At 72.8% G+C, this 22158-nt stretch carries 16 protein-coding genes, 2 tRNA genes and 1 pseudogene; 17 read left to right on the forward strand and 2 right to left on the reverse strand.

Annotated features, from left to right (window positions below; genetic code table 11):
• The first annotated feature begins 119 nt into the window (after positions 1–119).
• From ACF059_RS15755 to ACF059_RS15800, 10 genes are all read left to right on the forward strand, one after another.
• On the forward strand, positions 120–1241 hold the full coding sequence (locus ACF059_RS15755; RefSeq protein WP_392056966.1) for a TIGR03364 family FAD-dependent oxidoreductase: 1122 nt from the start codon (positions 120–122) through the stop codon (positions 1239–1241).
• Between the two features lie 5 nt (positions 1242–1246).
• Complete coding sequence (locus ACF059_RS15760) at positions 1247–1945, forward strand: phosphonatase-like hydrolase (RefSeq protein ID WP_392056969.1); 699 nt, start codon at positions 1247–1249, stop codon at positions 1943–1945.
• Entirely contained in the window at positions 1942–2991 is a 1050-nt protein-coding gene (locus ACF059_RS15765) for an ABC transporter ATP-binding protein (RefSeq protein WP_392056973.1), read from the forward strand. The genes ACF059_RS15760 and ACF059_RS15765 overlap by 4 nt, the downstream gene beginning before the upstream one ends.
• Positions 2992–3181: 190 nt before the next feature.
• On the forward strand, positions 3182–3997 hold the full coding sequence (locus ACF059_RS15770) for a 2-aminoethylphosphonate ABC transporter permease subunit (protein WP_392058110.1): 816 nt from the start codon (positions 3182–3184) through the stop codon (positions 3995–3997).
• A complete protein-coding gene (locus tag ACF059_RS15775) occupies positions 3984–4781 on the forward strand; it encodes an ABC transporter permease (RefSeq protein ID WP_392056977.1) in 798 nt (265 codons plus the stop codon). Before ACF059_RS15770 ends, ACF059_RS15775 begins: the two co-directional genes overlap by 14 nt.
• A gap of 68 nt (positions 4782–4849) precedes the next feature.
• Positions 4850–5923 carry a 2-aminoethylphosphonate ABC transporter substrate-binding protein gene (locus ACF059_RS15780; protein ID WP_392056980.1) on the forward strand — a complete coding sequence of 358 codons (1074 nt, stop codon included), beginning with the start codon at positions 4850–4852 and terminating at the stop codon, positions 5921–5923.
• A gap of 140 nt (positions 5924–6063) precedes the next feature.
• Entirely contained in the window at positions 6064–7614 is a 1551-nt protein-coding gene (locus ACF059_RS15785; protein WP_392056983.1) for an alkaline phosphatase family protein, read from the forward strand.
• Between the two features lie 155 nt (positions 7615–7769).
• Positions 7770–8549 carry an HAD-IIA family hydrolase gene (locus tag ACF059_RS15790; RefSeq protein ID WP_361945664.1) on the forward strand — a complete coding sequence of 260 codons (780 nt, stop codon included), beginning with the start codon at positions 7770–7772 and terminating at the stop codon, positions 8547–8549.
• A gap of 120 nt (positions 8550–8669) precedes the next feature.
• A complete protein-coding gene (locus ACF059_RS15795; RefSeq protein ID WP_392056985.1) occupies positions 8670–9287 on the forward strand; it encodes a hypothetical protein in 618 nt (205 codons plus the stop codon).
• Positions 9288–9297: 10 nt separating this feature from the next.
• The gene (locus ACF059_RS15800; protein ID WP_392056988.1) at positions 9298–9972 is read left to right on the forward strand and encodes a class F sortase; all 675 of its coding nucleotides are present in this window, start codon (positions 9298–9300) and stop codon (positions 9970–9972) included.
• A 70-nt stretch (positions 9973–10042) separates the two neighbouring features.
• Here ACF059_RS15800 and ACF059_RS15805 read toward each other — a convergent pair.
• A tRNA-Lys gene (locus ACF059_RS15805) sits at positions 10043–10116 on the reverse strand.
• 226 nt (positions 10117–10342) lie between these two features.
• Here ACF059_RS15805 and ACF059_RS15810 point away from each other — a divergent pair.
• The 5 genes from ACF059_RS15810 to ACF059_RS15830 all read left to right on the forward strand — a co-directional run bounded on the left by ACF059_RS15810 (position 10343) and on the right by ACF059_RS15830 (position 17785).
• Complete coding sequence (locus ACF059_RS15810) at positions 10343–11740, forward strand: peptidoglycan-binding protein (protein ID WP_392058113.1); 1398 nt, start codon at positions 10343–10345, stop codon at positions 11738–11740.
• A 1334-nt stretch (positions 11741–13074) separates the two neighbouring features.
• Positions 13075–14991 (forward strand): SPFH domain-containing protein, encoded by a 1917-nt coding sequence (locus ACF059_RS15815; RefSeq protein WP_392056991.1) that lies wholly within the window; start codon positions 13075–13077, stop codon positions 14989–14991.
• A gap of 203 nt (positions 14992–15194) precedes the next feature.
• A complete protein-coding gene (locus tag ACF059_RS15820; protein ID WP_392058116.1) occupies positions 15195–15788 on the forward strand; it encodes a lytic polysaccharide monooxygenase in 594 nt (197 codons plus the stop codon).
• 58 nt (positions 15789–15846) lie between these two features.
• Positions 15847–17520, forward strand: a complete 1674-nt coding sequence (locus ACF059_RS15825; RefSeq protein WP_392056994.1) for an AMP-binding protein — start codon at positions 15847–15849, stop codon at positions 17518–17520.
• Positions 17521–17711: 191 nt separating this feature from the next.
• Positions 17712–17785: transfer RNA gene (locus ACF059_RS15830), tRNA-Lys, on the forward strand.
• 85 nt (positions 17786–17870) lie between these two features.
• Here ACF059_RS15830 and ACF059_RS15835 read toward each other — a convergent pair.
• Positions 17871–18631 (reverse strand): annotated as a pseudogene (locus tag ACF059_RS15835) (IclR family transcriptional regulator).
• Positions 18632–18872: 241 nt separating this feature from the next.
• Here ACF059_RS15835 and ACF059_RS15840 point away from each other — a divergent pair.
• Positions 18873–20039, forward strand: coding sequence for an LLM class flavin-dependent oxidoreductase (locus ACF059_RS15840; RefSeq protein ID WP_392056997.1), 1167 nt, complete (start codon positions 18873–18875; stop codon positions 20037–20039).
• A gap of 256 nt (positions 20040–20295) precedes the next feature.
• Positions 20296–21996 carry a glycosyl hydrolase family 18 protein gene (locus tag ACF059_RS15845; protein WP_392057000.1) on the forward strand — a complete coding sequence of 567 codons (1701 nt, stop codon included), beginning with the start codon at positions 20296–20298 and terminating at the stop codon, positions 21994–21996.
• Positions 21997–22158 lie beyond the last annotated feature (162 nt).

Genomic DNA, 22158 nt, shown 5'->3' on the forward strand with positions numbered 1-22158 from the left:
AAAGGGACGTCTCTCCATCACGGTAAGGTAACGGGTCTAGTCCAAGCGTCGAGGGCTGTTCACCGCCGCGTTGCCGCGCGGCTCCTCCCGGGTCACGGGCCGCGCCCACCGTGGAGCGCGTGAGAGTCATAGTCGTCGGAGGCGGCGTGGTCGGCACCATGCACGCCTGGCAAGCAGTAGAACGCGGCCACGAGGTCGTCCAGATCGAGCGAGAAGCGGAGGCCCGCGGCGCGTCACTGCGTAATTTCGGCCAGATCTGGGTCAGCGGGCGGGCCGGAGGCGAGGAACTCGACACCGCCCTGCGGGCCCGCGCGCTCTGGGAGCGCATCGGCGCGCAGGTGCCCGGCCTGGGCTTCCGGGCCATCGGCTCCCTGACCCCCCTGCGCAACCCTCGCGAGTACGCCGTCGCGGAGGCGGCCGTGGCCCGCGAGGACGCCGCCGCCCGCGGCTACCAGCTGGTCACGACCGCGCAGGCCCGCCGGATCAACCCGGCCCTGCGTGGCGCCTTCGAGGCCGCCCTGTGGTGCGAGCGGGACGCGGCCGTCGAGCCGCGCACCGCGCAGCCGCACCTGCGCGAGGCCCTGCGTGCCACCGGCCGCTACACCTTCCTCGCCGGCCGCGAGGTCCGCGAGGTCGTCGGTGCGGCCGCCGTCCGCGACGACCACGGCGACGTCCACCGCGGCGACGCGGTCGTCCTCGCCACCGGCGCGTGGCTGTCCGGCCTGGTCCGCGAACTGGTTCCCGACCTGCCCGTGCGCCGCGTCCGGCTCCAGATGATGCAGACCGCCCCCCTCGGGGAGCGGCTGACCACCTCGGTCGCGGACGCCGACAGCTTCCGCTACTACCCCGCGTACCGGAGCGAAGCCCTCGACGCCCTCAACGCCGGGCAGGAGCAGGCGCCGGTCGCCGCCGCGCACAAGATGCAGCTGCTGATGGTCCAGCGGCAGGACGGTGGCCTGACCATCGGCGACACCCACGAGTACGAGCACCCCTTCGCGTTCGACACCCTCGAAGACCCCTACGAGCACCTCACCGGGGTCGTCGAGGCCTTCCTGGGCCGCCCGCTGCCGAAGGTCCGCCGCCGGTGGGCGGGCGTGTACGCGCAGTGCACCGACACCACCCGCGTCGTCCACCGCCAGCAGGTGGCCGACGGCGTCTGGCTGGTGACCGGGCCCGGCGGGCGCGGCATGACCTGCTCGCCCGCCATAGCCGAGACCACCGCGAACGAACTGGGCTGGTAAGTCAGATGACTGACACGAACGACGTCAAGAAGCTCATCGTCCTCGACATGGCCGGCACCACCGTCGCGGACGGCGGCCTCGTCGAGCGCGCCTTCGAACGCGCCGCCCTGCACCTCGGCGTCGAGCCGGGCACCCCCGACCACGCCGACAAGCTCCGCTACGTCCTCGACACCATGGGCGAATCCAAGATCTCCGTCTTCCGCCACCTCTTCGGTACGGAGGAGCTCGCCCGGCGCGCCAACTCCGCCTTCGAGCAGGCCTACGGGGAACTGGTCGACGGCGGCCTCGTCACCCCGCTCCCGGGAGCCCGCGCCGCCATCGAGAAGCTCCGCGCCGACGGCCGCACCGTCGTCCTGACCACCGGGTTCGCCCGGGTCACCCAGGACGCCATCCTCGACGCCCTCGGCTGGCAGGACCTCGCCGACCTCACCCTGTGCCCCGCCGACGCGGGCGGCCGCGGCCGGCCGTACCCGGACATGGTGCTGACCGCGTTCCTGCGCACCGGCGCCGTGGCCGACGTGCGCGACGTCGTGGTCGCGGGCGACACCGCGTACGACATGCTCAGCGGCCGGCGCGCCGGCGCCGGGATCGTGGCCGGCGTCCTGACCGGCGCCCACGACCGGGCCGTCCTCACCGGACACGGCGCGACGCACGTCCTCGACTCCGTCGCCCACCTCCCCGGCCTGCTGGACGGTCCGGCGTGAGCGGCATCCGCTTCGACGGGGTCAGCGTCGCCTACGGAGGCACCACCGTCCTGGACCGCCTCGACCTCACCGTCGAACCCGGCGAGGTGATGGCCCTGCTCGGCCCCTCCGGCTCGGGCAAGACCACGGCGCTGCGCGCGGTCGCCGGCTTCGTACGGCCCCTCGCGGGCCGGGTACTGATCGGCGGGCGCGACGTCACCGCGCTTCCGCCGCACAAGCGCGGCATCGGCATGGTCGTCCAGCAGTACGCGCTCTTCCCGCACATGCGGGTCCAGGACAACGTGGCCTTCGGCCTCAAGGCCCAGAAGGCGCCCAGGGCGGAGATCCCCGGCCGGGTCACCGAGGCGCTGGAGATGACGGGCATGGCCGCCTACGCACGGCGCTACCCCCGCGAGCTCTCCGGCGGCCAGCAGCAGCGCGTGGCCATCGCGCGGGCGCTGGCGATCCGCCCCGGGGTGCTGCTGCTGGACGAGCCCCTGTCGGCCCTCGACGCGCAGCTGCGCTCCGGGATGCTGACGGAACTGGCCCGGCTGCACCGGGACTTGCCGCAGGTATCGATCCTGTACGTGACGCACGACCAGGTGGAGGCGCTGACCCTGGCCGACCGGATCGCCGTCATGGACAAGGCCCGGCTCCAGGACTGCGGTACCCCGCAGGAGCTGTACCGGGCCCCGCGCACCGAGTTCACCGCGTCCTTCGTCGGCAACGCGAACCTGCTGCCGGTGACGGTGGCCGAGGACGGCGCCGTCTTCGAGGGCCGCGAGCTGACCCTGGACCGCGGCCGGGCGGCGCCCGGCTCCGCGGCGACGCTGTGCGTACGGCCGCACCTGCTCGGCCTCGGGGACGGCCCGAACGCGCTGAGCGGCACGATCTCCGAGGTCCAGTGGCGCGGTTCGACGCACCGGCTGTGCGTCGACGTCGGCGGCCACCGCGTCACGGCGGACCTCCCCGAGCTGCGGGAGACTCCGGCGCTGGGGGACCGGGTCACGCTGCACTTCGCACCGCGCGACGCGGTGCTGCTGGCCGCGGGGGTGTCGGATGGCTGAGCTCTCGCGGCGAGCGGTCGCCGTCCCGGCGGCCGGCCGACCCCCCTCCGGGGAGGCCCGGGGCTCGTGGGAGGGCCGGGGCTCCGGCCCGGACCCCGCGTCGGACCGTGGTCCCGCCCCCGGACCTGATCCCCGACCCGATCCCGGACCTGATGCCCATCCCGCGCCTCAAGCACAGGCCGGGCCGAGGCTGCCGCGCAGCCTGTGGGCGCTGCCGCCCGTGGTCGTGCTCGGGCTGGTGTTCCTCTACCCGCTCGGGCTCGTCGTCCAGCAGTCCCTCACCCCCGAGAACGGCGGCGGGGCCTTCGACGCCTACGCCTCCGTCTTCGCCTCCACCGCCTTCCGCGAGGCCCTCGGGACCACCGTCTGGCTGGCCGGCGGCGCCACCGCCGGCTGTCTCGTCCTCGGCTTCACGCTCGCGCTGATCATCGCCTTCGTGCCCTTCCCCGGGGCCCGCGCCGTCGCCAAGTTCATCGACGTCTTCCTCTCCTTCCCCTCCTTCCTCATCACCCTCGCGCTGCTGTTCATCTACGGCACCGTGGGGATGGCGAACGGCGCCTGGACCGACCTCACCGGCGCCGCCGAGGGGCCCTTCCACTTCCTCACCACCCCCTGGGGCGTCCTCCTCGCGGAGATCACGTACTTCACCCCCTTCGTGATGCGTCCCCTGCTCGCCGCCTTCTCCCAGCTCGACACCGCCCAGCTGGAGGTCGCCGCCGGGCTCGGCGCCCGGCCCGCGCGGATCATCCGGCGGGTGATCCTGCCCGAGGCGCTCCCGGCGCTCGCCGCCGGAGGCAGCCTCGTGCTGGTGATGTGCCTGAACGAGTTCGGCATCGTCCTGTTCACCGGGGCCAAGGACGTCACGACCCTGCCGATGCTCATCTACGGCAAGGCCATCCTCGAATCCGACTACGCGGCCGCCTGCGTGGTCGCCGTCGTCAACATCGCGATCTCCGTCGGCCTGTTCGGCCTCTACCGGGTGGTGAGCAAGCGTGCTGGTGCATAGCAAGTCCGTGCGCTGGGGCGCCTGGGGCCTCTTCGGCCTGCTCTTCCTGCCGCTCTTCGCGTTGCCCCTGCTCGTCGTGGTCGCGGCCTCCTTCTCCACCCACTGGTCCGGAGCCTTCCCCTCCGGTCCCACGACGGAGCACTACGCGTCCGCGGTACGCGGCGAATCCCTGCGGGCCCTGACGACCTCCCTGGTCACCGCCCTCGCCGCCAGCCTGCTGGCCCTCACCGTCGGCACCTGGGCCGCGCTGGCCGCCGCCGGGCTCAAGGAGCGCGGGAGGCGGCTGCTGGACGCGCTGTTCATGCTGCCCGTCGCCGTGCCGTCCGTGGTGGTCGGCCTCGCCGTGCTCGTCGCCTTCAGCCGGCCGCCCGTCCTGCTCAACGGCACCGGATCGATCGTCGTCCTGGCGCACACGATCCTCGTCACGGCCTTCGCCCACCAGTCGGTCTCGGCCGCGATCGTACGGCTCGACCCCGCCTACGAGCAGGCGGCGGCCTCCCTGGGCGCCCGCCCGGCGTACGTCCTGTGGCGGGTCAGGCTGCCCCTCCTGTTGCCGTCGCTCACCGCGGCGGCCGGGCTCTGCTTCGCCCTGTCCATGGGCGAGTTGAGCGCCACGATGATGCTCTACCCGCCGGACTGGATGCCCCTGCCGGTCCGCGTCTTCACCGCCACCGACCGCGGTTCGCTCTTCAGCGGCTCCGCCGTCGCCGTGGTCCTGATGGCCGCCACCCTGCTGGTCCTCCTGGCGGTCTCCCGCATCCGGACCAGGGCTTCGTACCGCTGACAACCCGTACTGCTGACAGCCGTACGCCCTGCTCGCACCCCGACTCCCTTTCCCCGTAAGGAAGTTCCATGCCCAGAAGACCGCTGCTCCGCGCCACCGCCGCCGTCACCGGCTGCCTCGCCCTCGCCGCCTCCCTCACCGCCTGCGGCGGCTCGACCGCCGCCGACTCCGGCGGCGGCGAGAAGGTCGTCACCGTCTACAGCGCCGACGGCCTCAAGAGCGAGAAGGGCGACGGCTGGTACGACAAGGTGTTCGCCGACTTCACCCGCAAGACGGGCATCGAGGTCAAGTACGTCGAGGGCGGTTCGGGCGAGATGGTGCAGCGCGCCGTCCGCGAGAAGACCAACACCCAGGCCGACGTACTGATCACCCTGCCGCCCTTCATCCAGCAGGCCGACGGCAAGGGCCTGCTCCAGGCCTACGCGCCGCAGGGCTCCGACAAGGTCAACGGCGGGGACAAGGCCGCCGACGGCACGTGGACCTCGGTCGTGAACAACTACTTCGGCTTCGTCTACAACAAGAAGGAGCTCGGCCAGGCCCCCAAGACCTGGGAGGAGCTGCTCGACGCCCGGTACAAGGGCAAGCTCCAGTACTCCACCCCCGGTGTCGCGGGCGACGGCACCGCCGTCCTCATCAAGTCGATGCACGACTTCGGCGGCAAGGAACCGGCGATGGAGTACCTCAAGAAGCTCCAGGCCAACAACGTCGGCCCGTCCTCCTCCACCAGCAAGCTCGCGCCGAAGACGGACAAGGGCGAGCTGCTCGTGGCCAACGGCGACGTCCAGATGAACTTCGCGCAGTCCAAGTCCATGCCGAACCTGGGCATCTGGTTCCCGGCGAAGGACGGCGGCAAGCCCACCACCTTCGCCCTGCCGTACGCGGCCGGCCTGGTCGCCAAGGCCCCGCACAGCGAGAACGGCAAGAAGCTCCTCGACCACCTGCTCAGCGAGGACGCCCAGAAGCTGGTCAGCGAGGTCGGCGGCGGATTCCCGGCGCGCACCGACGTCAAGGCGACCGACGCCAACGCCGTCGAACTCACCAAGCTCATGACCGGTGTCGAGGTCTTCGAACCGGACTGGGCCGACATCGACAAGAACCTCACGGCCTACGTCGACGCGTGGAAGTCGGCGACCGGAAGCTGACCGGTTACTTCCTGGCCACCCACGACCAGGAGCATGACGCTTGCATAACGGGTCTGGACCGAAGACGGCACCGCGCGCCTCCGGTCCGGCCCTCCCCGTCCCCGCACCTCCCGCCGCTCACTTGCTCCCAGGAGGAGTACGTGTCCCCTGTCCTGCCCGGACGCCGCGTCATCGCCGTGACCGCCACCGCCACCGCCCTGATCGCCGCGACCCTCGCGGCGGCCGCCCCCACCCCCGCCGGCGCCGCCGACGCGCCCGCCGTCGCCGCCACGCTCGCCAACACCGACAAGGTGCTCGTCATCGGCCTCGACGGCGCGGTCCTCGACCGCGTCAAGGCCGCCAACGCGCCGCACCTGAACGGCCTGATGGCCCAGGGCCTGACCGCCCGCAGCACCCTGTACGCCAACCCGATGGCCGCCACCTCCTCCGGCCCCGGCTGGTCCACCATCGCCACCGGTGTCTGGCCCGACCGGCACGGGGTGAAGGACAACTCCTTCACCGGCAAGAACTACACGGCCTACCCCGACTTCCTCACCCGCATCGAGAACGCCAAGCCGACGCTCAACACGTACGCGGCCGCCGACTGGGAGCCGATCACCTCCACCGACCAGAACGGCCCGATCTTCTCGGCCAAGGTCGACAAGCGCCTGTCCCTCAAGGGCGACCGCGACGGCTACCGCAACGAGGACCCGAAGATCGCCGCCGCGGCCGCCGCCGAACTCCAGGACCAGAACCCGGACGCAGCCTTCGTCTACTTCGGCGAGATCGACGCGGCCGGCCACTCCTACGGCGCCGCCAGTCAGCAGTACCTCGACACCATCGCCCGCGTCGACGTCCTGGTCGGCCGGCTGCTCACCGCCGTCCAGAACCGCCCGACGTACGGCCAGGAAAACTGGAAGGTCCTGGTCACCACCGACCACGGCCACACCGACGCCGGCGGCCACGGCGGCTCGACCATCCAGGAGCGCGGCACCTTCGTCATCGCCCGGGGGCCGGGCATCCCCGCCGGTTCGGTGCGCGACGACGTGAAGCTGGTCGACGTGGCCGCCGTCGCGCTGGCCCAGGTCGGCGTCGCCACCACCGGGCTGGACGGCCTCCCGCTGAACGCCCCGGACGACGACCCCTTCGACAGCCTGCGCCCGGACCTGCGGGAGCGCGTGGACGAGACGGGCATCCCCTCCGGGGTGAAGGGCTTCACGCACACCCCGCCCGCGGGCTGGTCCGTCGACAACTCCCGGATGGGCACGGGCGGTGTGGCGGAGTGGGCCGGCTGGGCCTTCGCGACCGACGAGTTCTGGAGCCGGTCGCAGCGCGACCAGTGGCGCGAGCTGAACGTGCGCTCCCGTGACGTCTTCGCCGTCGCCGACTCCGACGAGTGGGACGACAAGAGCCACACGGGTGCCTTCGACTCCACCTTGATCACCCCCAAGTGGGCGGTCACCGGGGGCAGCACGCGGAATCTGACCTTCCAGACCCACTACCGCCACGAGGCCGGGCAGAGCGCCCAGGTCCTGGTCTCCTACGACGGCGCCGCGCCCACGGTGGTCAAGTCCTACACCGCCGACGCCGTCGCGAAGACCGAGTCACTGGCGCTCCAGGTCCCGGCCGGCGCCACCGACGTCCAGATCCGCTTCCGCTACACCGGAAGCAACAACTGGTACTGGACCGTCGACAACGTCCGGCTGGGCTGAGTCGGGCCGCTCTCCCGCTCTCCGGTGGTCCCGCAACCGCCCCCGGGTCCGGGCTGTGGACGGCCACGGCGTCCACGGCCCGGCCCCGATAGGGTGGTACAGACCACACGTCAAAGGTCAGAGGGTAAGGGCCACCGAGAGCGGAGAACAGTCCAGTGGCAGAGCGCAAGCCGATCGAATCCTGGCTCACCGACATGGACGGGGTCCTCATCCACGAGGGCATTCCGATCCCTGGCGCCGATGCCTTCATCAAGCGGCTGCGCGAGTCCGGCAAGCCCTTCCTGGTGCTGACCAACAACTCCATCTACACCCCGCGCGACCTCCAGGCCCGCCTGTTCCGCATGGGCCTGGACGTCCCGGTCGAGAACATCTGGACCTCCGCGCTGGCCACCGCGAAGTTCCTCGACGACCAGCGCCCCGGCGGCACCGCGTACGTCATCGGCGAGGCCGGCCTGACCACCGCCCTGCACGACATCGGCTACATCCTGACCGACCACGAGCCCGACTACGTGGTCCTGGGCGAGACCCGCACGTACAGCTTCGAGGCCATGACGAAGGCGGTCCGCCTGATCAACGCGGGCGCGCGCTTCATCTGCACCAACCCGGACGAGACCGGCCCCTCCGCCGAGGGCCCGCTCCCGGCCACCGGCGCGGTCGCCGCGCTGATCACCAAGGCGACCGGCAAGCGCCCGTACTTCGCCGGCAAGCCGAACCCGCTGATGATGCGTACCGGCCTGAACGCCATCGGCGCCCACTCGGAGACCAGCGCGATGATCGGCGACCGGATGGACACCGATGTCCTGGCCGGCCTGGAGGCGGGCATGCAGACCTTCCTCGTCCTGACCGGCCTGACGACCGAAAAGGACACCGAGCGGTTCCCGTACCGCCCGACCAGGACGGTCGACTCGATCGCGGATCTGGTCGACCTCATCTGAGCGCGACGCGTTCGGCCGACAGGCCGTACCCCGTTTGAGGCGTACGGCTGACACGTACGGCGCCGTTCCGGATGCGGAGCGGCGCGCCGCGCGTGAATCTCCTTGACGAGGAGGTTCACCATGCGCAGTGTTCCGATCGCTCTCCGCGCCGCCGGGGTGGCCGTCGCCCTGACGGCGCTCTCCGCGGTGGCCGCGCCCGTCGCCCTCGCCGGCGAGGAGGACCGCGGTGGCCACGGCGACCGCGGCAGCATCACCGTCGACCCGAACCCGGCCCACCCCGGAGCGCAGGTCAAGCTGCGCGTCCACGGGTGCGAGGGCACCAGGGGTTCGGCCAAGTCCTCCGTCTTCGTGGCGGACGCCGACCTGTACGGCCGTGACGGCGGCCGCAGCCCGCTCTACGGCGACGCGATGATCAGCTCGCACGCCTCGCCCGGCTGGCACTCCGTCCGGGTGATGTGCGACGGCCATGAAAAGGTCAGCGGCTCCGTCCAGATCTCCGAGTACAGCCCCCACCACCACCCCTCGCCGTTCTGGCCGGTCCACGCGGGCGGCGGCGGCATGTCCGCCGAACTGGCCGCGGCCGATCCGGCCGCCGCCGCTGCCACGGCCAAGAAGCAGCACGGCGACGACGGCCCGGGCCTGCCGCACACGGTGATCGGCGCCGTCCTCGCGGCGGCGGCCACCCTGGCGGTGGCGGGCCGCGCGCTGACGCTGCGCCGCCGCCGCAGCGGTGAGTGAGGGGGGCCGCATGAGTGAGGGGCGTACGGGTGCGGGCAGGTCCGCCGCCGGCGGCCGCCTGCTGACCTTCACCGCCTGGTCGGTGCTGGTGCTCGGCCTGTGGCTGTGGGGCCGCCAGCTCACGGGGGTGCCCGTCCCGCTCGCCGGTCAGGCGGGCGGGTCGGTGGGACGCGGGCTGCCGGCCGCGCACGCCCCTCTGGCCGGGGCCCTGCCGCAGCGGGTCGACGTGCCCTCCATAGGCATCCAGGCCCCGGTCGTCCCCCGGGGCCTGGACAAGGACGGCGGGATCGACCCGCCCCCGTACGACAGCCCGGGCACCGTGGGCTGGTGGGACAAGGGCACCCAGCCGGGGACCGCCGGCGCCGCGCTGATGGTGGGGCACGTGGACACCCGCTCCAAGCCGGCGGTGTTCTACGGCCTGAGCTCGGCGCAACCGGGTGACAAGATCCGGGTCGTGCGGGCGGACGGCTCGGTCGCCGAGTTCACGATCGAGGACGTACAGGTCTACGAGCGCTCGGCCTTCGACGCGCACAAGGTGTACGGCCAGCGGATCAAGGGCCGCGCCGAGCTGAGGCTGGTGACCTGCGGCGGCTCGTACGACAAGGTGGCCAAGCAGTACACGGCCAATGTGGTGGTCTCCGCCTACCTGACGGGCGTCGGCATCCGCCCGGGCGCGGAGGCCTAGGAGCCCGCGTTCCGGCGGCAGAACGAGGAAACCCCCCGCAGCTTTCGCTGCGGGGGGTTTCCTCCGTCTGTGCGCCGCCAGGGACTCGAACCCCGGACCCGCTGATTAAGAGTCAGCTGCTCTAACCAACTGAGCTAGCGGCGCTTGCTGACAGGGAAAACTCTACCCCACCTCCGCAGGTGCTCGTGACCAGCCACGCCCGCCTTGTCTGATTAACCCATGTTTGAGGGGGTTGTCGTGCACGATATGTCTGGCCGTGCCGCATCTGATGCTTTATCAGATGCGGCCCCGGTCGACCAGTGGACGAGCAGGGGACGAGCAGGGGAGTGGACGGAACCGCATGACGATGCAGCCTCCGACGCATGTGCAGATGCCGATGCCCGCCTTCGAGGAGTACGAGCCCGCGGGCGACTGCGTGTGCCGGGGATGCGCCCAGAGCCGCCGGGCCCTCGCCCGCGCGCGGACCGTACCGCTGCGCGACGGCGGTCATCCCGCGGCCCGCGGGGCCCGCCGGGCGCTGGTCCTGGCCACCGCCGCGGGAGTGGTCCTCACCGGGGGCGGCGCGCCCGCGGTGGCGGTGACGACCCCGCCTCCCGGTCCCGGCCCGGTGGCCCTGGACGACCCCGGTTCCCCGCAGGGCGACCGGACCCCCCTGCACGGCCCGAAGGGCAGCCCGGTCGGGAAACCGGGCGCCCCGGGGCGGCCCGCCGCCGTGAAGCGGATCGAGCGCGCGACGATCATCAACCGGGCGAAGCTGTGGCTGGACGCGAAGGTCCCGTACAGCATGTCCGAGTACTGGACGGACGGCTACCGGCAGGACTGCTCGGGCTTCGTCTCCATGGTCTGGAACCTTGGTACGAACGAGTGGACCGGCAGCCTCGACAAATTCGCCACCAAGATCACCAAGGAGGAGCTGCTGCCGGGGGACATGCTGCTCTTCCACAACCCGGCGGACCCCAACAACGGCTCGCACGTGGTGATCTTCGGCGGCTGGGTCGACGAGACGCGCACGCACTACGTCGCCTACGAGCAGACGCGTCCGACGACGCGGAAGCTGGCCACGCCGTACGGGTACTGGACCAACGCGGCGAAGTACGTCCCGTACAGGTTCAACGGGGTGACGGGCGGGATCGTCCCGCAGGTGCCGCAGGTGCCGCCGGTCCCTGTCCCCCAGCCGCCGGTTACGCAGCCCCCCGGGGCCGAGCCGCCGGCCTCGGGTCCGAAGCCCGGGGACGTGACGGTCTTCCCGGGGGCGGACAAGTTCGGCCCGGGCGCCACGAACGACCACGTGGCCCAGCTGGGCCGGATGCTGATCGAGCGCGGCGCGTACCGCTTCTACCCGAAGGGGCAGGCCGGCCGTACGTGGACGGACGCCCACCGCCTGTCGACCCAGGCGTTCCAGCTCGCGCAGGGCTGGCGGGGCGCCGACGCCGACGGCCTGCCCGGCGCGCACACCTGGCGGCTGCTGGTCGAGCACCAGGGCCGGGACATCCCGCCGACGGTGGACGCCGCGCCGGGCCCCGGCGGAGTACGGGCCTACCCCGGGGCGGCGGTGTTCCGCCCGGGCCGGTCCCACCCGGCCATCACGGCCCTGGGCCGCCAACTGATCAAGAAGGGCTTCGGCAAGCACTACACGTCCGGGCCGGGCCCGCGCTGGAGCGAGACCGACCGCCGCAACGTCGAGGCCTTCCAACGCGCGCAGGGCTGGCGCGGCACCTCGGCCAACGGCTACCCGGGCCCGGAAACCTGGCGCCGGCTGTTCGCATGACGGAGGCAACGATGTACCCCACGCACACCACCTCGACCACGGGCACCCTCCACGTCCCGCCTGCGGCGTGCTCAGCCCGGACGATGACCCCGACCGCTCCGCCTGCGGCGGGCTCGGCCCGGACCACGGCCCCCGCCGCTGCGCCTGCGGCGGGCTCGGCTGGGCCTGTCGACACCGCCACCGCCTCGCTCGCCCGCCCCGGCTGGGCCACGCCTGCGCCTGTGACTGCTGCGCCTGCGGCCATTGCGCCTGCGGGCTCGGCCGGGGCAACGACCGCCCCGCCTGCGGCGGGCTGGGCCGGGACCACGACCCCTGCGGCTGCACCTGCGGCGGGCGCGGCCCGGGCTGAGAATTCCGCTCCGGTGTCGGCCACCCGCGAAGGGTGGGGCGCGGCCGCGCCTGCGGCGGCCTCGACCCCGGGTGGGGAGGCGGGGTCGTCGCTTCCCCTGCCCTCGCCCGAAGGGGTTGCCGTCCCCGTGCCTGCGGCGGGTTCGGCGGGGGCTGCGGCTCCCGCCGCTGCTTCGCAGGCCCGCCCGGGGCGGGCCGCAGCGGCCCCGGCGGGGGATTCCGCTCCTGGGTCGGCCGCCCGCGCGGACTGGGGTACGGCCGCGCCTGCAAGGGGCTCGGCCGGCGACGCCGGGTCGCCAGCCGTCGCTTCGCCCGATCGGGTTGCTGTTTTTGCACCTGCGACAGGTGAGGATCCCGCTCCTGTGTCGGCCACCCGCCAGAGCTGGGGTGCTGCCGTCCACGCGGCGGGCTCGAACCCGGCGGAAGATGCCGGGTCGGTCGCCTTGGCCTCGCCCGACGGGGTTGCTGTTCCTGCGCCCGCGGCGGGCTCCGGCCGGGGTGCGGAGCCCGCTCCTGTGTCGGCCACCCGCCGGAGTTGGGGTACCGCCGTGCCTCCAACGGGCTCGACCCCGGCGGGGGATGCGGGGTCGGTGTCCCTGGCTTCGCCCGCGGAGATGGCTGCGGAGCAGGTAGCCGTGGCCGGGGTCGGCCTGGCTGCCGCTGTTCGGCCGGACGGGGTCGCAGAGGCCCGAGTAGCTGGGGCCACATCGCACGAAACGGGCGCGGCGCCCGGTGCCGGCCATGCCTCCGGGGCGGCGCGGCGGGAGGCCGTGGGGACCGCCGCCTCGGCGGAGCCGGTCGGCCCGTCGGGCAAGACCTCCTTCGGCTGGGCCGCCATGCCCGCGCATGCGGGTGTACTGCGGGCGGCATCGGAGTGCAGGCCCACCCCTGCTTCTTCGGCTCGCCCGCAGTGGCCCGGGATCCGCCCGGCAACGGAAGCGGGGCTTGCGCCCGCGCCCGTACCCGGGCCCGGGGGCCGGTCCGACGTGCAGGACCAGGACCGGTACCAGGGCCTTGGTGCTGCCCGCGCGGACCACTCGGCCGAAGGCCGTTCCGCCGGGGCTGCGGATGCCGCGCCCGGTTCCGTGCTCGTGGGTGCGCCCGCCGCGCAGGCTTCGCCCCCGGCCGGGCCGGAGGTCCCCGCCGCGCGCAGTCAGGCCGAACCCGAGCCGGTGCACACCTCGCCGCAGCCGGGCGTTCCGCATCCGCAGGGCCAGGCGGCCGACCCCGCACCGGCCACCCGCCGCACGCGGGCCGAAGGCGAGCCGGGCGAACCCGTGGATGCGTACCGCGTGCCCGGGCTCGGCGGGGGCGACCCCGACTCGGCCAGCCGCCGCACGCGGGGCGAGGGCCAGCTGGGCGAACCCGTGGATGCGCACCGCGTGCCCGGGCCTGGTGGGGCCGACTCCGGCCCGGCCGGCCGCCGCACGCCGGGCGTGGGCCAGGCGGATCACTCTGCACCGGCCGGCCGCCGCCCCCGGGGTGAGGACGTGCCCGCCGACCCCGGCCCGGCCGCCCGCCGCCCTCGGGGCGAGGATCTGCCGGGCGAGCCCGCGGACACATACCGTGTGCCCGGGCCCGGCGAGGCCGACCCCGGCCCGGCCACCCGCCGCCCCCGAGGCGAGGACCTGCCTGCCGACCCCGGCCCGGCCGGCCGCCGCACGCGGGGTGAGGGCCAGGCGGGCGACCCCGCACCGGCCGGCCGCCCCGCGCGGGGCGAGGGCACCACGGCCGGACCCGCGGATGCGCACCGCGTGCCCGGGCCCGGTGTTGCCGGGATCGTCGCTCAGGCGGTGGCGCGCGGCCTGGGCGAGGGTGAGGTGCCCGAGGTCGCCCGGCTGCGGCCGGTCCCGCGGGGGAGTGCCGTCACCGAGGTGCCGGTGCACCTGCCCTTCCGCGGCGCGCCGCAGCCCGGGCAGCAGCCCCCGCCGCAGCCCGCACCGAAGCAGGGGCCCGCACCGCGGCCGACGGCCGTCACCCGTCCCGCCCCCGGCCGCCGCGTACCCCGCGGGGACCACCGGCTCCGGGAGCACCGCGGCCCCGTACTGCCCGGCTGGGTCGGCGTCGCCGTCGGCGGGACCGCCCTCGCGGGGTGCGCGGCAGTGCTGTGGCGGGCCGGGGCCGTCCCCGACCCCTTCCTCGCCGCCTTCGGCGCGGCCCCCCGCGCCTACCGCGGCCTGCGCGCCACCCACTGGCCCCCGCTCGCCTTCCTCGGCATCGTCGCCCTCATCGCGCTCGGCGGCCTCGGCCGCGTCCGGGCCGGCCACGCCTGGGTGCTCACCCTCTTCGGCCGCTACCGCGGCACGGTCCGCCGTACCGGCCTGACCTGGGTCAGCCCCCTCCTCCTGCGCCGCCGCGTCGACGTACGCCTGCGCCACTGGCGCAGCGACCCCATGCCCGCCGTGGACTCCGGCGGCCTCGCCCTCCAGGTCGTCGTCCAGGTCGTCTGGCAGGTCAAGGACACCGCCAGGGCCACCCTGGCCGTCGCGGACCACACGGAGTACCTCGCCGAACAGGTCGAATCGGCCATGGCCCGCGTGCTGTCCCAACTCCCCGCCGACGCCTTCCACGAGGACGCCCCGACCCTGCGCGACGCCGAGGCCGTCGGCGACGCGCTGACCCGGATGCTGGCCGCCGAGACCGAGGCCGTCGGGATCGAGGTGTTCTCGGCCCAGCCGACCCGGATCGAGTACGCGGCCGAGGTCGCCGAGGCCATGCGCCGCCGCCGGGTCGCGGCGATCGACGCCAAGCACCGGGACACCGTGCTGACCTCGATCGTGGACGCCGTCGACGACACCGTCCACCGCCTGACCTCACGCGGGCTCGTCGAGCTCGACGACTACGAGCGCAAGGCCCTGGTGAAGGACCTCACGGTCGCCTTCTACACCGGGCGCTGTGAATAGGGCACGTGAGGCCTGAGCCCTGAGGGGACGGAGCGCGCACGTACGGAACGGGTGGCCGGAACCGACCGGACCACCCGTTCCCGCGTTGGTCTGGACATGGCCAACTCCCGTCCATAGTCTGGAACTTGGTCTAGACCTAAATCCCCCCGCGCGCGCTCACCGAACTCCCCCCACGTTCAAGGAGCATCATGCGTCACCTCCGCATGCCCAAACGGTCCGGCGCCACCGCGCTCGGACTCGGCCTCGTCGCCGGAATCACCCTCCTCGGCGCCCCCAGCGCCAGCAGCCACGGCTACACCGACACCCCCATCAGCCGCCAGAAGCTCTGCGCCAACAAGACGGTCTCCGACTGCGGCGCGATCCAGTGGGAGCCGCAGAGCGTCGAGGGCTACAAGGGCTTCCCGGCCGCCGGCCCCGCCGACGGCAAGATATGTTCCGCCGGCCTCCCGCAGTTCGCCGAGCTGGACAACCCCCGCGGCGGCGCCTGGCCCACCACCAAGGTGACCAGCGGCCAGAGCTACGGCTTCCGGTGGCAGTTCACCGCCAACCACTCCACCACCGACTTCAAGTACTACGTCACCAAGAACGGCTGGACCGGCACCAAGGCCCTCACCCGCGCCGATCTCGACCCCCAGCCCTTCCTCACCGTCACCTACAACGGGGCCCGGCCCGCCATGACCACCGTCCACCAGGGAGCCATGCCGAGCGGCAAGACCGGCCGGCACCTGATCCTGGCCGTCTGGACCGTCAACGACACCCCGATGGCCTTCTACGCCTGCTCCGACGTCCAGTTCTGAACTTCCTCCCTGGGCAGTCAGTTCAGTTCTGACATCACGTCAGCTAACCTCGGGCGCCATGCGGACGACGACGACCGGCCCCGAGACCGTCGCGGAGCTCATAGCGCGCCAATGGGGCGACCACCGGCCCGGGCTGAGGCACGCCACCGGTGTCCTCAGCCACCACCGGACCGCCCAGGAGGCCGCCGCGCGCGCCGCGCTGCTCGTCGACCTCATGCCCGCGGGGGCCGAGCCGCACCTCGGGGTGCTGCTCGACAACACCCCCGAGTTCCCGTTCTGGCTCGGTGCGGCGGCCCTCGCCGGGGCCGCCGTCGCCGGGATCAACCCCACCCGGCGCGGCCCGGAGCTCGCCCGCGACATCCTGCACACCGACTGCCGGATCCTGGTCACCGAACGCGCCCACCTGCCCCTCCTGCGCGGCCTCGACCTGCCCGGCGTCCGCATCCTGATCACCGACACCGAGGAGTACGAGGCCCTCCTCGCCCCCTACGCGGCCGCCAAGCCCGGCGACGCCGCCCTGCGCCCGCCCGGCCCCGGCGACCGGCTGCTCCTCTACTTCACCTCCGGCTCCACCGGCGCCCCCAAAGCCGCCGTGTGCAGCCAGGGCCGGCTCGCTGCGGCCGGCTCCGCGCTGGCCCGCCGCTTCCAGGTCACCCCGGACGACGTCCACTACATCTGCATGCCGCTCTTCCACGGCAACGCCGTCATCGCCGACTGGCTCCCGGCCCTGGCCGGCGGCGCCGCGGTGGCGCTGCGCCGGCGCTTCTCCGCCTCCGCGTTCCTGGACGACGTACGGGCCTACGGGGCCACCTACTTCACCTACGTCGGGCGGGCGGTCCAGTACATCCTGGCCACGCCCCCGACCCCGAACGACCGCACGCACTCGCTGCGCCTCGGCTTCGGCACCGAGGCCGGGGCGGTGGACGCGGAACGCTTCGCGGAGCGGTTCGGGGTCCGGCTGGTGGAGGGCTACGGGGCCACCGAGGGCGGCGCCTCCGTCCAGCACACCCCGGACACCCCGCCGGGCGCCCTGGGCCGCGCGGCGGACGGGGACGACCTGGCGGTGATCGACCCCGGCACGGGCCTGGAATGCCCGCCGGCGGTCCTGGACCCGGCGGGCCGCCTGCTCAACGGCTCCGCCGCCATCGGCGAACTCGTCAACCGGGGCCGCAGCCTCTTCGAGGGCTACTGGCGCAACCCGGACGCCCAGGCCGAACGCACCCGGGACGGCTGGTACTGGACGGGGGACCTCTTCTTCCGCGACGCGGCCGGCTTCCTCTACTTCGCCGGCCGCACGGACGACCGCCTGCGCGTCGACAGCGAGAACCTCGCCGCCGCGGTGATCGAGAACATCCTGGCCCGCTGGCCGGCCGCGGCGGCCGTCGCGGTCTACGCCGTCCCGGACGAGGTCGCGGGCGACCAGGTGATGGCCGCGATCACCCTGCGGGACGGCGCGGACTTCGACCCGTCGGCCTTCGCCGCCTTCCTGGCCGCGCAGCCGGACCTGGGCACGAAGATGTCCCCGCGCTACGTCCGCGTGCTCCCCGCGATGCCGGTCACGGCGACGAACAAGGTCCACCGCGTCGCCCTGCGCCGAGCCGCCTTCCGCTGCCCCGACCCGGTCTGGACCCGCACCCCCTCCGGCACCTACGAGCTCCTGGACGCCGAGTCCCTGTCCGCCCTCCTGGCGACGTACGAGACCCACGGCCGCACCGACCTCCTGGACCGCTAGGCCCCGGCGCCCCGGCTCAGGAGTCCTCTCCGCCGCGGCCCCGATCAGGGTGCTGCCGGGGGCGAGCGGCGGTTTTCAGCCGTCCGGCGCGTGGGGGGAGCCCAGACGATCATGGGCCCACCCAGGGGGCGGCCACCCCCGCGTAATGGTTTTGAGCACCCCGGAGGACCAGGTAGTATTTTCTCTGTCAGGCGCCGCTAGCTCAGTTGGTTAGAGCAGCTGACTCTTAATCAGCGGGTCCGGGGTTCGAGTCCCTGGCGGCGCACCTGTACTTCGGGCGGTTTCCGGTTCACCGGAAACCGCCCGAAGTGTTTTGCGGTCCGCTCAGCAGGTCAGCAGGTCAGCAGCCTCTAGAGGGTGAGCGAGAGCAGGAGCGGCGCCGCCTTCCGGTTCAGGGTGTCCGCCGCGGCGCGCAGCCGGTGCGCGTGCTCGACCGGCATCGACAGGGCCAGGCAGCCCACCGAGGCCCCGGCCGTGATCGGGACCGCCGCGCAGACCGTGCCCACGGCGTACTCCTGGAGGTCCAGCACCGGCACGGTGGCCGGCTGCGAGTCCAGCTTGGAGAAAACAGGATCCGCTCGTTCACGATCGTCTTCGACGTCAGCCGGGCGATCTTGTGACGGGCCAGGTGGTCACGCCGCCCGTTCAGATCGAGCTGGGTCAGCAGGCACTTGCCGACCGCGCTGGCGTGCGCCGCCGAGCGGAAATCGACCCACTCGTGCACCTTCGGGGTGCGCGGGCTGTCCGCGAACTGCGTGATCCTGACCTCGCCGTCCACGTACCGGCTGATGTAGACGGCCGCGCCGACCGAGTCGCGCAGCCGGTCCAGCGTCTCCTGGAGCTTGTCCGTCAGCGCCTGCTGGCGGTCGATGCCTGAACCGAGCAGGACCAGGGAATCCCCTATGGCGTAGGCACCGTCGGACACCTGCAGGACGTACCCCTCCCGCCGCAGCATGAGCAGCATCGGGGCGAGATGCACTGCGGGCAGGCCGGTCTCACGCGCGATCTGCACATCGGTGACACCACCGGTGTGCCGGGCGATCGTTTCGAGTACGCGTAGTGCGTACTGCACCGAGTGGAACGGCGCGGTCGGCTCGGGCTTCAGCGCCACGGTTTCCCCCCTAGCAGGTTGTTACCGCTTGCCCTACCACGATAGCCATCAAGCGGCCCATGTGGAGCGCCTGTTGAGGAGATTGATGGCTCAATTACATCTCCTCGCCTGGATCTATTTGTTTGGCATATGCCAGAGTCACACGCACGGTCCCACTCTGCCCGGGAATGCCCGGCGGCCGCTCACGGTTCGAGTTCTTCGTACGGACGTAACGGGGCGGCACAGTGAGACGGGAGCGACGATGAGTGACATCGGGGACGCCGGGGATGCCCGGGCCGCGCATCGACAGCAGGGCGGGAACGGGACCGGGACCGAGGTCGGGAACGGCGACGGGAACGGGATCCGCGGCGCCGCACGGGGCCGGGCGCCCGTCCCGCTGTCCGTCCTCGACCTCGTCAGCGTCGGCGCCGGCAGCACCGCCCACCACTCCCTGCGCACAAGCGTCGCCCTGGCCCGGCTCGCCGAATCCCGCGGCTACCACCGCCACTGGGTCGCCGAGCACCACTCCATCCCCGGCGTCGCCAGCTCCTCGCCCGCCGTGATCCTGGCCCACCTCGCCGCGCACACCTCCCGCATCCGGCTCGGGTCGGGCGGGGTCATGCTGCCCAACCACGCCCCGCTCGCCGTCGCCGAGCAGTTCGGCACCCTGGAGGCGCTCGCCCCCGGGCGGATCGACCTCGGGCTCGGCCGCGCGCCGGGCACCGACGGCCGCACCGCCGCCGCGCTGCGCGGGCCCGGGCGGCTGGACGAGGCGGCGGAGGAGTTCCCCCGGCGGCTCGCGGAGCTCACCCGCTTCCTCGACGACGACTTCCCCGACGGGCACCCGTACGCCCGCGTGCACGCCGTACCGGGCCCGGTGCAGGGGGCCACCGGGAGGCCGCCGCTGTGGCTGCTCGGCTCCTCCGGCTTCAGCGCCCGGCTCGCCGGGGAGCTCGGCCTGCCCTTCGCCTACGCGCACCACTTCTCGGCCGCCGGCACCCTGCCCGCCCTCGACCTCTACCGCAGCAGCTTCAGGCCCTCGGCCGTACTGGACGCCCCGTACGCCGTCATCGGGGTCTCGGCGCTGGCCGCCGACACCGACGGGGAGGCCCGCGCCCAGGTCCTCACCGGCGCCCTGTCGATGCTGCGGCTGCGCAGCGGGCGGCCCGGACTGATCCCGACGCCCGAGGAGGCGGCGGCGTACCCCTTCTCCCCGCTGGAGCGGGAGTTCGTGGACGGCTGGCTCGCGAACGTCGTCCACGGCACCGCCGACGAGGTGCGCGCCGGGCTCGACGAGCTGGCCGCGCGGACGGGCGCGGACGAGCTGATGCTCACCGCCAACGCCCACAGCGGGGCGGCCCGGCTGCGCTCGTACGAACTCGTCGCGGACGCGTACGGGATGCCGGTGGAGGCGCCCGCCGCCGACTGACCCCGTACGAACGGGGTGTGGCTGGTTCATTGCCGCACCTTTGCCGGGGGATGGCTCAAGGGAGCCTTAAACCGCTCGTCACCCGGGGTGGCGAGCGGTTTCTGATGTGCGCTCAGGTCTCTGACGAGGGGTTTTGCGGCGCGAGTGGTCTAGTCCTTCTTTGGTCCGAACCATTGACGCGGCCCTGAAGTGATCGCTATCACTGCTCTCACCCGATCGTCTCGCTCCCCCCTCCCACCCCCACCGGAGGCAGTTCATGCACATCCGTAGACCCCTCGTCGCCGCCGCCGCCACGGCAGCGCTGGCAGCCGGAGCGCTCGCCTCCTTCGCCGGACTCGGCACCGCCGCCCAGGCGGCCGACGCCGGAACCACCGCCCCGGCGGGCGGCGTCCGCATCGCCTACTACGACCAGTGGAGCGTGTACGGCAACGCCTTCTACCCCAAGCACCTCGACACCCGGGGCATAGCGGGCAAGCTGGACGTCATCAATTACTCGTTCGGCAACATCCACCCCACCAACCTCACCTGTTTCGAGGCGAACAAGGCGGCGGGCGACGACAACAACCCCAACGCCGGTGACGGCGCGGGCGACTCGTACGCCGATTACCAGAAGTCCTTCAGCGCGGCGGACAGCGTCAGCGGGGTCGCCGACAAGTGGGACCAGCCGATCGTGGGCGTCTTCAACCAGTTCAAGCAACTGAAGGCCAAATACCCCCACCTGAAGATCAACATCTCGCTCGGCGGCTGGACCTACTCGAAGTACTTCAGCGACGCGGCGAAGACCGACGCCTCCCGCAAGAAGCTCGTGTCCTCCTGCATCGACCAGTACATCAAGGGCAACCTGCCGGTCGAGGGCGGCTTCGGCGGCCAGGGCGCGGCGGCCGGGATCTTCGACGGCATCGACATCGACTGGGAGTACCCGGGCTCGGCGGGCGGCCACCTCGGCAACCACTACGCCCCCGAGGACAAGCAGAACTTCACGCTCCTGCTCAAGGAGTTCCGCGAGCAGCTCGACGCCTACGGCACGGCCAACGGCGGCAAGAAGTACCTGCTCACCTCGGCGCTCCCGGCCGGTCAGGACAAGATCAAGTACATCGAGACGGACAAGATCGGCGCGTACCTCGACTACGCGAACATCATGACGTACGACATGCACGGCGCCTGGGACGGCGACGGGCCCACGTACCACCAGTCCCCCCTGCTGAACTCGGCGGCCGACCCGACCGACCCGATCGCCCCGGGCACCCAGAAGTACGGCATCAAGAACGCCATCGACTCCTGGATCGACGGCAACCCGGCCTACGGCATCGCGGGCGGCTTCCCCGCCAACAAGCTGACACTGGGCTACGAGTTCTACTACCGCGGCTGGAAGGGCGTCCCCGCCGGGACCACCAACGGCCTCGCCCAGAGCGCCACCGGCCCCTCCGCCGCCCGGCCCACCAGCCAGCAGGCCGGCATCGCCAACTACAAGGAGCTCGGCGGGATCGTCGACAACCCGGCGACCACCTTCTGGGACGACCAGGCCAAGGCCTCGTACTTCTATAAGGACGGCGAGTTCTTCACCGGCCTGAACCAGAAGTCCATCCAGGCCCGGGTCGACTACGGCAAGCAGCGCGGCCTGGCCGGCGCGATGATGTACTCCCTGCTCGGCCTGGACAACAACACCACGCTGCTGAACCAGATCTCGGACGCCCTCGGCTCCGCGACCCAGCCGCCGGTCACCACGCCGCCGACGGCCACGCCGCCGACGACGACCCCGCCGACGACGACTCCGCCCACCACGACTCCGCCGAGCGGCTGCGGCTCGACCCCGGCGTACGTCGCGGGCACCGTCTACACCGCCGGCAACGAGGTCTCCCACAACGGCCGCAAGTACAGGGCCCAGTGGTGGACGCAGAACGAGACGCCGGGCACCACCGGTGAATGGGGTGTCTGGAAGGACCTCGGCGCCTGCTGATCCCCCCACCCCGCGCCGAGCGACACCCCGCCCCGCCCCGGATTCCGGGTGCGGGGCGGAGGTGTGTCACATGGTTGTGGGATTCCCCACACCCGACGTGTCGGAGTCGTTACGCTCGGCAACAGGCAGCTGCCGCGCCTACGACTGACGTCTCCATGGGGG

Source organism: Streptomyces sp. NPDC016562 (assembly GCF_043076955.1).
GTDB lineage: Bacteria > Actinomycetota > Actinomycetes > Streptomycetales > Streptomycetaceae > Streptomyces.